The sequence below is a fragment of the Paenibacillus sp. AK121 genome (assembly GCF_019042715.1).
GTDB classification, from domain to species: domain Bacteria; phylum Bacillota; class Bacilli; order Paenibacillales; family Paenibacillaceae; genus Paenibacillus; species Paenibacillus polymyxa_C.
This window is the reverse complement of the sequence record NZ_JAHPJM010000009.1, coordinates 107,638-120,626: the sequence shown is the minus strand read 5'-3', so window position 1 is coordinate 120,626 and position 12,989 is coordinate 107,638. Positions and strand designations below refer to the sequence as shown.

Below are 12,989 nucleotides of genomic sequence, written 5' to 3'. Positions count from 1 at the left end.
AGATGCGCAAGGCACTGATTGTATGGGGTGGATGGAACGGACATGAACCGGAGCAGGTGGCGGCCATTTTTGAACGCATTATGAAGGAAGAAGGGTTTGAGGTGGAGGTGTCCAGTACCCTTGAAGCGTATCAGGATGCGGAGAAACTGCTTGGCCTGGACCTGATCGTTCCCATGTGGACCATGGGACAGATTGAGCAGGAACTGATCAATCATGTCTCAGCAGCGGTTCAAAGCGGCGTTGGTTTGGCAGGCTGTCACGGTGGCATGTGTGATGCCTTTCGAAACAACGTGGACTGGCAATTCATGACAGGTGGGCAATGGGTTGCACATCCCGGCAATGATGGGGTGGAGTATATGGTAAACATAAAGCGTGGATCGAGCCCGTTGCTGGACCATATTGAGGATTTTCAGGTCAAAAGCGAGCAGTACTACCTCCATGTAGACCCTGCGGTTGAGGTGCTGGCAACCACACGCTTCCCGGTCGTTCAGGGACCTCATTCGGCCAATGGACCAGTGGATATGCCCGTTGTATGGACAAAGCGGTGGGGAAACGGCCGTGTGTTCTACAATTCGCTAGGTCATCACGCAGATATCATAGAAATACCTCAAGTGACCGAGATGATGCGCAACGGATTCCTGTGGACTGCGGCAGGCAAACAGGCGGCGACCAGCCGAGGTAGCTCGCTGGCAGAGGCATACACGGGTATGGCAGACAACCAGCAGCAGTAGCGTGAACAGGATAGTATCCGATGTTATAAAAGAATGCCATTATCCATTTTTTCTGAAGGAGAAGGGAGTCCAGGCATGAAAAAAATGAAAGTGGGCATTATCGGTTGCGGTAAAATTAGCGGAATTTATATGGAAAATTGCCATCGTTTCGACATTCTGGAGCTGTTCGCAGTAGCGGATCTGGACCAAAGTCGGGCAGAGGAGCAGGCGATAGCGTTCAACGTTCCGAACGTATATTCGGTAGATGAGATTTTGGCTGATCCGCAGATCGAACTCATCATTAATTTGACCATTCCGGCCGTTCACGCCGAGGTGTGTCTCAGAGCTCTTGAGGCTGGCAAGCATGTCTATGTGGAGAAGCCACTTGCCGTCACTCGTGAGCAGGGCCAGGCTGTCTTGGATCTTGCTCATCAAAAGGGACTACTTGTTGGCTGCGCACCGGAGACCTTCTTCGGCTCCGGTATACAGACATCATTGAAGTTGATTGAAGACGGAGTCATTGGGAATCCGGTAGCTGCTACGGCTTTCATGATGAGCCGTGGACATGAACATTGGCATCCCGATCCTGAATTTTATTATACAGTCGGCGGTGGCCCGATGTTTGATATGGGCCCTTATTATTTGACAGCTCTGGTGCAATTGCTGGGACCGATTGCCACCATTTCGGGCATGACAAGCAAGGCGATAGATCAGCGAACGATTACGAGCGAGAAAAAGAGAGGCCAGACTATCCCAGTCGATATTCCAACCCATGTGGCTGGATTGTTGCGCTTCAAGCAGGGAGCTGTCGGTACGATGATTACCAGCTTTGACATTTTTGGAGGTAGCACTCTGCCACCGATCGAGGTGTATGGTACGCATGGCACGTTGCAGGTACCTGACCCGAACACATTCGGAGGGCCAGTTCGCTTCAGGCTGCTAGGCGAGCACAATTGGACAGAGGTACCGCTGCTGCCAGGTTACCAGGAAAATACACGGGGTATCGGAGTTGCCGATATGGCCTATGCTATCCGCAACGGACGACCTCACCGCGCCAGCGGGGAACTGGCCTACCATGTGCTGGAAGCGATGTGGGCGTTCCATGATTCTTCCGATCAGCAGACCTTTTATACGATGCAGAGCACATGTCAGCGCCCGGCGGCTTTACCGGAAAACCTGCCCTTATATGCGTTAGATGTATAAAACAAGTACCAGCCTGAAGCTGACCTGCAGCATACAAGAATTATAAGACTGGAGGGGCTGTCCCAAAAGTCGGTCTGGGGATTTGCGCATTCTGCTTTGATATTAAAAGAAGGCTCCAGCTGTGCTTTGACTGCGGCTTTGGAGTCTTCTTAGTTAACTTTTGAAACATCATGCTACATAATTTTGCGCCTTGAACAAGATCTTAATGCTATAAAAATAACATCACTACTGCGAGGAATGCGCTAGAATGGACCTTTTAGCTTGATTAGTTCTATAGTGTCGTTCTAATATAAAAGAAACATCAGCTTGACATCTATGTACTCTTAATACTACGGTGATGTGAATGTATTTTTAATTTTTCAAAAATAGATTTATAGATTGCTAAATTTTGAGCGAAAAAAATCAGACCAATTGAAATTTTTGAGGAGGGTGAAAATATGTGTAGATATGCAATGTACGGTCCATACAAAGATATCTTTGCCTGCTTTGCTTGTAGGAAGGTATATAAGCAAACATCCCGCTTTGAGATTCCAAAGGAAGAATATGAGGGGATTGTCCATGTATGTCCGCAATGCCAGACGCCCATGCATGACATGGGGCATGATTTTCAGGCCCCGAAGCAAACGGATATCAAGCAGTGGAAAAAGGTAGTGCTTTTGTACCAAAACGGATACTCTTACCATTCCTGCGGATGTGACGGTCCTGGGTACAGACCTTCCCGGCTACAAGATGTTCCTGGATTCCTGAAGGAACAGCGAAGGTTTGAGAATGAGGGAGAGGCATTACTGCATCGGCTTTTGCAGAGTTAATTGAATCGAGCAAGTAACAAACATGGACTATTCGTAGTGTTGCCATAAGGAGGTCATCATGAGAAATTGTGCACTATACAGCTCCACCTTTGATCTGGATCAGGTTGAGAGACTATTAGAGTCGATTTATCCCAATAACAAGATACACGTGAATGAAAGCAAAACTAGAGTTGAGGTCAAAAGCAAGGGCTGGTTTAATAAGAAAGTCAAAGGCTTTAACATAATGACCAGCAAAACGAATCCGGAGGAGTTTGCCTCCATGCTTAACGGAATGATAAATTTTTTCAGTCAGATTCCTGCTGAAAACGAACAGTTGCAGCAAAAGTTGCTGATCAAGATGAGTACGCTAAATATGGTGATTGGTGTGGAGACCGAGGAGGATATATCTGAAGCCTTTTTTGCCGAATTACTTGATATCATAAATTCGTTGGACGGGCTGATGTTCTGGGGTGGCGGTAATTTGCTTGCACCTGATGGAAGTCTGTTATTAGATGTCAATGGGCGTTCGGAAGTGGAAGATTATACAGTTACTGCTCATGTCAGTTATTTGCACGGAGAGGACCCAATTACCGAATCCGGGATGGAGCGGAAGCTGCGGTCGGAAAAGAAATTGGTCGATCAAGGCTTTACGCAAATGCCGCCGATCCCAGGCAGGCTAGGAGATGAAGCAGCAGACAGCATCCGTTCTCTCAAGGAAGTGGCTGGCCGTGCCGTTGCTTTGTGTATTGTAGCACTGAAAGGCGAGTGTATCGGTGCGGGCGAAAGCAAGGATGATACGAAACGGATGATAAATCAAGTGACTGATCAGTATGGCGCGGACCGTTTCTTTTCACCGGAAGAGAAGAGGTTCTTATCCAATGATGATGTCGATGAGTCGGAGGGCATCCAGTTCTCCTGGCGTTATGAAGGCTTTTGGACTCTGTTATGGGCTTTGGGCCATCTTGAGAAGCTAGGTGACCCAACTGGGATTTGCGACGTGCCGTTGTCTGTTTCAAAGCTGCAGCAATTCGACTCATTTGAGACTTTTCTGTCAAGCTCAAGACTGCGCAGCAGCAAGGAAATTTTAGATGAAGCGGATTTAATTTGTCGTTACGATTGGATGTGTGTGGATAGCCGCATTCATAAACAGCCAGCCCCTGGAAATCTGGATGATGGTGTAGTGTATGAACGTCATCGTGTGCTTAAATGGCTCACCAGTTACATGGGACAGGATTGGGATGATGTGCGCACAGATACATAATAGGAAGTCTAGAAACATCAATCCTCTACCAAATAGGTAGAGGATTGTTTGGTGTGGGGCACTTTACTTAAAATTCATGACGTTGACCGTAAATTCGTAATTCACTGATCTCAACATCGTACTTTGCGGCTCAATCATGGCCAGCTTGAAGAAGCGGAAAGGAGTGTTTTTATATTCATCCCTCACGTAGTAGACGCAGATAGCATTTTTACAAAGTTGAGGCCTCCATCCGGCAAAGCGATGTTTAGAAGATCTAATCTTTCTACTGGCAGGCGGGTCATGGGACGCTGGTCGAAACGCAGCATGGGGAATGGTATATGGCCCATATATGTACTCGGCTTTTTCCTGGTACTTCTTTAATGAATCCACTCGGCAGGGAAACAGCGATTCAGAAGTGTATATGGACTGAAGACGGCTGGCTGCGCCTGAGTCATGGCGGCAAGTTACCGACTCTGGAGACAGAAGCTCCGAACTTGCCGATCCATCTTTTTCCAGCCGAAGAACCTAGAGACCACTTCATCATCAATCCATCATTTACGGCGATTAATTTTTCATAGAGGCTATATTCAAGCTCAAGGGTAGCGATTTATATTTCTGTTAAACAAGATTACAATCTTGAGAATAACGAGTTGAATCGACAATTATACAAATATAAAAATACTAGACAAGACAACTGCTGGGAGAAAGTTGTCTTGTTTTGCACTTTTAGGACCCATGCTATGGAGTTAGGAAAACAGATTTTAAAACTTTTTAAACATCAAGGAATAGTACTGGAAAACAAAAATATATATGCTTTAGGTCGCTTTGATAAAATCTCATCACTGGGAATGATACAGAAAATCTATTAAAGCGAAATAATTGCAGTTGTAAAAGAAAGCGGTTACTTTAGGATTGTTCTACGTTTGTTTGTTTTGGTCCCAATTATGATCGGAAAGGAGAAGACTTTACCGTGCCTCAGGGATGGAGAATGGAATTGAAATCTATGAGAATGCAGGGGTAACCAATTAGCTATTTATGATGGTAAATAGGAGGCTTGGGAATGAAAAAAACCATAACATGCTTGATTTTGTTTGGACTGCTGATGAGTATGTTGCCGTTCAAAAATGTGAGCGCTTTCGAAAATGCTAGGCTTACCCAATCGGCAACCGCAAGCTCCGTCGAAGATTCAAGTAAAGCGGCTGATTTTGCGATTGATGGTGACCCGCAAACTAGATGGTCCTCACAATATTCAGATCCGCAGTGGATAAGTGTAGATCTCGGTAGCACCACCAAAATCAATGGCGTTACGCTCAACTGGGAAGCCGCTTATGCGAAGTCCTACCAAGTTCAGACATCGACGGATGATGGTCATTGGACTACCGTCTATTCCACCACGACTGGAGATGGAGGAATCGATAAGATATCTTTCGAAGCAACAGACGCTAGATATGTAAAAATGAACGGTATCGAAAGAGCTACCAGCTACGGATATTCCCTTTGGGAATTTGAAGTGCATTCAGCTGACAAACCGGAGGATAACTTACCTCCAACAGCTCCCTCCAACCTGACTAGTTCCTCGGTATCAGATACAACAGTAAGCTTGCAGTGGACGGAATCTACAGATAATGTAGGTGTTTCCAGATACGACATCTACAAAGGATCAGACCTCGTAGGATCCAGTGCGTCGACATCCTTCATCGTTACCGGCCTAACAGCCAGCATGGCGTACAGCTTTTATGTGAAAGCTAGAGATACCGCAGGTAATGTGTCAGATGCAAGCAATGTGATTGATGTTACCACCAGCGCAGCTGACACAAATATTGTCTCAGGTGAAACTTATAAACTAACGGCACAGCATAGCGGAAAAAATCTGGAAGCAGGAGACTCAACTGCCGATGGAGCGAAGGTGCAGCAGTGGACGAACAACGGTAGCGCTCGGCAAAGATGGAAAGTCATTGACGTTGGCGATGGATATTATAAATTGATTGTGCAATCCAGCGGTAAAGCATTAACAGTGGCCGGAGGCTCTTCAGAAGATGGGGCTAGTGTACAGCAATGGACAGACAGCGATTTAACTAATCAAAAATGGAAAATGATTGACGTTGGCGGTGGATATTATAAGCTGCTTGTACAATCTAGCGGTAAAGCGCTGGATGTAATCGGAGGTTATACTAATGACGGGGCAAATGTGCAGCAATGGACGGATAACGGAAATGATCAGCAGAAATGGAAGTTTACGCTTGTTGACTCAACCCCTGATACAACGGCACCAACAGCACCAGCAAACCTGAAAAGCTACTCCAAAACAAACACTTCGGTAAGCCTTGTATGGACAGCATCAACAGACGATGTCGATGTTACCAGCTACGATGTGTACAATGGAACAACTTTGGTCGATTCAACCCCCACGACAAGTTATACGGTGACAGGGCTTAGCGCCAATACAACATACAGCTTCACTGTCAAAGCCAGGGATGCAGCAGGAAATATTTCAACAGCAAGCAATGTCCTAAAGGTTACGACGAATTCTACAACGGAGAATACAGGTTTTTATATTAATGGAACAACGCTTTACGATGCCAAGGGGAATCCGTTTGTTATGAGGGGAATCAATCACGCTTATACCTGGTATAAGGGGCAAGAGTCTGTAGCGATCCCTGCCATTGCAAAAACGGGAGCGAACACCATCAGAATCGTACTGTCGGATGGTCAGCAATGGACAAAAGATGATCTGTCTGCGATACAAAATTTAATCACTTTATCAGAGCAAAACAAATTGGTCGTTGTTCTAGAAGTACATGATGGCACAGGGTCTGACAGCGCTGCTGTATTGGATAATATATCCAATTACTGGATTGAAATGAAAAGTGCACTCATTGGAAAAGAAAGCACCGTCATCCTCAATATCGCGAACGAATGGTATGGAACTTGGGATGGCGGAGTCTGGGCGCAAGGTTATAAGTCTGTTATACCTAAGCTCAGAAATGCTGGCATCAAAAACACAATCATTGTTGATGGTGCAGGATGGGGACAGTATCCGCAATCTATTTTTGACTACGGAAAAGAAGTATTTAATGCAGATCCGCTTAAAAATACGATGTTCTCCATTCATATGTACGAATATGCCGGAGGTAATGCCGCCACAGTAAAGAGCAATATGGATAATGTACTGAATAAAAACCTAGCTCTGCTGATTGGAGAATTCGGCATTAAGCATACGAGCGGTGATGTGGATGAGGCTACCATTATGAGTTACGCTGAGCAAAAGGGAGTTGGTTATCTTGCATGGTCTTGGAAAGGAAACAGTCCGGGTCTTGATTATCTGGATATGACTACTGACTGGCAAGGATCAAGCTTAACGGAACAAGGTCGTATTATCATTGAAGGTCCCAATGGTATTAGGGCGACATCAAAGTTAAGCTCGGTTTATAGCGATTCAGCCAACAAACAGTCATCCAGTAAACCATGAGTATTTAACGTTAGTCAACAATGTTTAGTACGAAAACAAGCTTTTTCTGTACACAAAGCCGCTAATTTGGTATTATCCCCTTCTAGTAGACAAGAGAGAAAAGACATCTGTTAAGATGGACTTAATCTTGTTGAACGGAGGGGATTTTTCGTGGCTAAAAAGGGACAATCATTCCGGCAATACTCCTTAGATGTAAAGATGGAGGCAGTCCGGTTGGTGAACGAAGAACATATGAGTATTCGTGAAGTGACGAAACAATTGGACATTCGTAATAAATCCCAAGTACAAAGCTGGGTGACGAAATATCGAGCGGGGGAGAACTTCCAGCCAACGACCACAAGGCAGGGACGACCCAAAACGAAATTTTCCAGTATGGAAGAAGAGATGGCGTATCTACGGGTGGAGATTGAATATTTAAAAAAGCAGTACCCAAATCTACACAAGGAGTGACGAGGAAAGAAGCGAGGTTTGAAATTATTGAGGGAATGCGAACACGATATTCGTTGAAATGGTTACTTGAATTAGCCCATGTTTCTCGGGCAGGATATTATAAATGGAGAAAGACTCAGCAAACAACCCAGCAGCGTAAGCAAGAAGAAGAGCTTCTGGAATCGCATATGTTGTCGATCCACCGGATCCATCCCTATTTTGGTTATCTGCGGATGACTGTTGCTTTACGTAGAGAAGGTATCTTGGTCAATCACAAAAAGGTGTACCGCCTAATGAAGAAATTAGGGATCCGTTCCGTCATTCGAAAGAAGCGGCGCTTTTTTGGCAAACAGGCATCTGTGGTAAATGCCAACCGATTAGATCGACAATTTCAGGCAGATTCTCCTTTATCCAAGCTGGTTACCGATATTACATACATACGAGCTGGAGAGCGGTTTGTATATCTCTCTGTCATTCAAGATCTGTTTAACAATGAAATCGTGGCTTGGCGTCTTTCGGAACGAAATGACCTTGCTCTAGTTAGCGAGACGCTAGACGTTCTAAGTGAGAATGTGAACATGGAGGGTGTCATTCTCCATTCAGACCAGGGTTTTCAGTATACCTCCAAGCCGTTTAACCGCAAACTTAAGCGGCTTGGAATGCTTGGGAGCCATTCAAGGCGTGGAAATTGCCTAGACAATGCCTGTATAGAATCCTTCTTCTCCCATCTTAAAACAGAGAAGATTTATTTAACGAAACCCGGAACCCTAGCGGAGGTAGAACAACACGTACGGGAGTACATTTCTTTTTATAATGAAAATAGATTTCAGAAAAAATTAAACAACCGTTCCCCGATTGAATACCGAGAAACGGTTGCTGCTTAAAGATGTCTTTTTAGTTCTGTCTACTTGACAGGGGTATGACCAATCTGGCGGCTTTTTTTGTTGCATGAGCTGCCAGCTTACAAACAATAAAAGAATAATAAACAAGACAGTCTTTAACTAAGCAATTGACTTATATAAGCTTTGTTTTGAGGCATTTGGGAACACGGATCAAGCCGATCATCGCAGGGCAAGTCGCCAATATGGGAGCAGACATTAAGTTACAAATGGAAAGCTTGACTACAAATCAATTGCGTGAAGCCGCAGATCATGTGTTAAGCTTTCCATCTTTCAAAGAAGCTGTTGCACAGAAGTCAATACCATATTTAAATATATAAATTGGATGTAAGCTCGTCTATTGCAGCATATTAGGGAATTCGGTACAATTTACTCATACTACTTTTATAGTAAGCTGGAAGGAGAGAGTAAAGGTTGAAGCAGGAGTATTGTACACCGACTCAGCACCCAAAGTGGTTTGGACTGGCTGTTCAAGCGCTTGTTATATTGTCGCAGGAGGACAAAAGCATAGCTTGTCCAAGTATTGAACTCGCCAAATATCTTCAGTCGGAGCCTTCTTTGCTGCGCCGCATACTTTCCGTTCTCGCCAAGGAAGGGCTTATCGGAACCCGGGAAGGCCGTGACGGCGGGTACCACCTTAGGAAACCGGCAGAGTCTATACGACTAGTTGATGTGTACGATGTATTCCGTTCAGACAGCAGGCTTTCCTTTGGTATTACCGAGACAGCTGGCACGCATCCGCTCGGTAAATGTATGAAATCTACGCTTGAGGATATTACCCAAGAAATGGACGATAGCATACGTGGAGTATTAAGCAAGTACACGATTGCCGATCTCGCCAATCAACTGGAAGCCAAGCTTTAGATGAACCTGGAAAAAGACGGTTGACAGCGGCTTGCTTAGATTTTATACTGTGCAATATAAACAACAGTTAAACGCAAGCCGCGTGCAACGTTAATTTTTAAGGTTATACTGTGTGATAATGAACACAGTTATACCTGTGCGCATAAGCGGAAATATTGTTGGAATTTTTTCAAGGCACTTCGTTTTAATAGGATTCAAACTTTGACTAATCGCTTAGTCTGGATTTAACTGTGCTGAATAAAAAACAGTATTTATTTAAAGGAGGATTCATAATGTCAACTTCAACTCATACTGGCCAGAGCTCCGCCTTGTTCGCCGATGTCATCCGCGAGCGCCGCTCTGTGCGTCATTACGACAAATCGGTTCGTCTGTCTCACGAGGAGATTAAGGATCTTCTGAAAGAAGCGACGCTTGCGCCTTCTTCGAGTAACGTTCAGCCCTGGCGCTTCTTGGTTATTGAGACAGAGGAATTGAAAGCAAAACTGCAGCCAATTGCCTACAATCAATCCCAGGTTACTGAGGCTGCAGCGGTGATCGTTGTGCTTGGTGATACGGAAGGATATAAGAAGCTCGATGAAGTTTTCGGCGAAGCAGTAAAACACGGCTATATAGCAGAAGATACCGCTAAATCGTTCGTGGAAAGATCGATTCATACGTATGCTTCATTGCCAGAGGAAACACTTCACAAAGTCATTCATATCGATGGCGGTATTGTATCCCAGCAGCTTATGCTGGTTGCACGTGCTCACGGCTACGATACCGTCGCGATGGGCGGCTATAATGCGGCCGAGCTTAAGCAAGCGTTCGGTATTAGTGACCGATACATTCCAATCATGCTGATTGCACTCGGTAAAGCGGCACAACCGGGTCATCAGACAACTCGGCTGCCGATAGACGATATCACATTCTTTAACGAGATGCCCGTTAACTAAAAATAAAACCCAACGAATTTAATTTTATGAATGAACAGAGGCGAGAAATGACAACTTAAGGAAGTAGTATATATTCACAATTTCCAAAGGAGGATATCTGTTATGGCTCACCAGAAGAGAAGGAAAGAAGCTGCATGGAAGTCACGAAAGCAAGAACAGCATCCCCATGGTAAAATCAAATCGCTCAAGGAATTGTCCAGCGAACAAGATTGAGGAGTATACTACTTGGAAGAGAAGAGCTGTCGATGAAATTTATCGGCAGTCTTCTCATGGTGTGAGATCATAATGGCCCTTCATACAGGCAACATCCAACAGTTTTATTTAAGAGTGTTCAGTGTTATTGAAGACATTGAGTTAGCCGTTCAACCCTGAAAATATACATAATATTTTCAGGGTTGTTTTTATTTAGCTTTCTTTGTCAAGGCGAAGATTTACTGCAATTCACCAATGCGTGTGGGCGCTATCGACTCTTGTACGGAAAGCCTGCCGATGGACGGTAGAGGATGTTCTTCGCTTGCAAGAAGCCGTAAAGTGATGATAACGTTAGTTTGACGAAAGCTGAATTAGGATGGGAGTTGAAAATTCTTGAAGAAATTCGGTAAAATTTTGCTTGTAGGTTTAAGCTTGGGGTTGGGCCTTGCAATCGGTAATGTGCAGACTCATGCCGCCTCTGCCGCTGGTACCGAATATTATGTGGCGACAAGTGGTAGCGATTCCAACGCGGGAACAAGCGATGCGCCGTGGAAAACGCTCCAGCATGCGGCCGACACAGTCCCTCCGGGCAGCAAGGTCTATGTCCGAGGTGGTGTTTATAAGGAAAAACTGAAAATCACCCGCTCTGGCTCCGCCTCGCAAGGCCCAACCGTGTTCACAAGCTATGGCACGGAAACCGCCATTGTTGACGGTACTGGCCTATCGGTCAGTGGGAACGAAGGGTTAATCGAATTGGCCGATGTCGATTACGTCACCATCCAAGGGTTTGAAATCCGCAATTTTACCACTGCTTCCAAGAACGCAGTGCCTACAGGCATTTACGTTCACGGTGCAGGGGGTTTCATTAATCTGTCTGATAACAAAATCCACGACATCAAAAACACGGCCACCCCAACTGGAAAAGACCGGCTAGGCCGGGACGCTCACGGCATCGCTGTTTATGGCACGAAAGCTCCTGCATCGATTCACAACCTTACAATCAACGGCAATGAACTATACAATCTCGTGCTCGGCTCCAGCGAATCGCTTGTTTTAAACGGGAATGTGAACGGCTTTGCAGTGACCAGCAACCTCATTCACGATAACGACAACATTGGAATCGATCTGATCGGCTTTGAAGGAACCGCGCCGAATACTGCTTACGATCAGGTGCGGAACGGGGTGGTAAAAGGCAATCGAGTGTACAATAATTCGGTTCGAAATAACCCATCCTACAAGAGTGATGACAACTCGGCCGGCGGCATTTATGTGGATGGGGGCAAGGACAACATTATCGAGCAGAATTACAGCTATAACAATGACATCGGCGTCGAAATTGCCTCCGAGCATGCCGGCAAAACCACCAGCAATATTACGGTCCGCAGTAACGTGATATATAACAACCGGTTAACTGGCATCGCTATGGGCGGCTATGATGACGAGCGTGGCTCAACGGTAAACAGCAAGATCGTGAACAATACGCTGTACAAGAACGATACATTGGACGACGGAAGCGGCCAGCTTTTGGTTCAGTATGATACACGAAACAACGTGATCAAGAACAATATTTTCGTAGCCAGTTCGACTGATGTGTTGATCTACAATGGATATACTCAAAATTCGGGCAATGTTGTTGATTATAATTTATATTTTGTACCTGGTGGCAGTTCGGGGGCCAACTGGACCTGGAAAGATAAAGAATATACAGGATTCCCCACGTACAAATCGGGAACGGGCAACGATGCGCATTCTCTGTTTGCCGATCCTAAATTCGTGAATGCCACGAATGGCGACTTCCGTTTGCAGTCTTCGTCACCAGCGATCGATTCCGGATCAACGGATAACGCCATCATCGGAACCGAGGATATCGACGGGGAACCCCGTGTGAAAGGGAAAGCCGTGAATATCGGTGCAGATGAGTGAAGCAAAACTAGACTCAAATGAATAGCTGATTTATTCCAAAAGCTCTCTAGATGCGAGGGCTTTTGTCTTTCAATTTGTGTATTTGCAATTTTTGTAGTTCTTGATACATCATAATTGATAATGATAATTATTATCATTTAATTCAAAGGTCACATTATGATCACCGATTGCTTGTTGCTATGGAGAGGCATCCTAGGCGCAACATTATTTTTCTATAGAGAAAGGTTGATAGCATTGACTGCAAATAAACAATTAGCCCGCTTCAGCTCGATACCCGTATTTCTCCATATATGATTGAATGATTGAACTTACTGTTTTACGAGTCCTCCAATACCGCAAG

Annotated in this window: 10 protein-coding genes and 1 pseudogene; all 11 read left to right on the top strand. The window is 45.1% G+C overall.

All coding sequences use genetic code 11. From position 1 onward, the window contains the following. Positions 1–2 precede the first annotated feature (2 nt). Positions 3–731 carry a ThuA domain-containing protein gene (locus KSP24_RS16945; RefSeq protein ID WP_216975912.1) on the top strand — a complete coding sequence of 243 codons (729 nt, stop codon included), beginning with the start codon at positions 3–5 and terminating at the stop codon, positions 729–731. A gap of 75 nt (positions 732–806) precedes the next feature. Continuing rightward, positions 807–1,913, top strand: coding sequence for a Gfo/Idh/MocA family protein (locus KSP24_RS16940; RefSeq protein WP_216975910.1), 1,107 nt, complete (start codon positions 807–809; stop codon positions 1,911–1,913). A 437-nt stretch (positions 1,914–2,350) separates the two neighbouring features. Next, entirely contained in the window at positions 2,351–2,722 is a 372-nt protein-coding gene (locus KSP24_RS16935; RefSeq protein ID WP_216975909.1) for a hypothetical protein, read from the top strand. Between the two features lie 58 nt (positions 2,723–2,780). Continuing rightward, the gene (locus KSP24_RS16930) at positions 2,781–3,962 is read left to right on the top strand and encodes a DUF4272 domain-containing protein (protein WP_216975907.1); all 1,182 of its coding nucleotides are present in this window, start codon (positions 2,781–2,783) and stop codon (positions 3,960–3,962) included. Between the two features lie 275 nt (positions 3,963–4,237). After that, positions 4,238–4,519, top strand: a pseudogene (locus tag KSP24_RS16925) (family 43 glycosylhydrolase); the annotation flags it as partial. A 482-nt stretch (positions 4,520–5,001) separates the two neighbouring features. Beyond that, positions 5,002–7,410 carry a cellulase family glycosylhydrolase gene (locus KSP24_RS16920; protein WP_216975905.1) on the top strand — a complete coding sequence of 803 codons (2,409 nt, stop codon included), beginning with the start codon at positions 5,002–5,004 and terminating at the stop codon, positions 7,408–7,410. Positions 7,411–7,560: 150 nt separating this feature from the next. Further along, a protein-coding gene (locus tag KSP24_RS16915; RefSeq protein ID WP_367949352.1) for an IS3 family transposase occupies positions 7,561–8,723 on the top strand; the annotation gives its coding sequence in 2 pieces (ribosomal slippage) (positions 7,561–7,825 and positions 7,825–8,723; 1,164 coding nt in all). A 429-nt stretch (positions 8,724–9,152) separates the two neighbouring features. After that, entirely contained in the window at positions 9,153–9,602 is a 450-nt protein-coding gene (locus tag KSP24_RS16910) for an RrF2 family transcriptional regulator (protein WP_013371316.1), read from the top strand. A gap of 272 nt (positions 9,603–9,874) precedes the next feature. After that, complete coding sequence (locus tag KSP24_RS16905) at positions 9,875–10,534, top strand: nitroreductase family protein (RefSeq protein ID WP_137078573.1); 660 nt, start codon at positions 9,875–9,877, stop codon at positions 10,532–10,534. A gap of 102 nt (positions 10,535–10,636) precedes the next feature. Beyond that, complete coding sequence (locus KSP24_RS25345) at positions 10,637–10,747, top strand: DUF6254 family protein (RefSeq protein WP_014599788.1); 111 nt, start codon at positions 10,637–10,639, stop codon at positions 10,745–10,747. A 372-nt stretch (positions 10,748–11,119) separates the two neighbouring features. Next, positions 11,120–12,649 carry a right-handed parallel beta-helix repeat-containing protein gene (locus KSP24_RS16900; protein WP_216975903.1) on the top strand — a complete coding sequence of 510 codons (1,530 nt, stop codon included), beginning with the start codon at positions 11,120–11,122 and terminating at the stop codon, positions 12,647–12,649. The last annotated feature ends 340 nt before the right edge of the window (positions 12,650–12,989 follow it).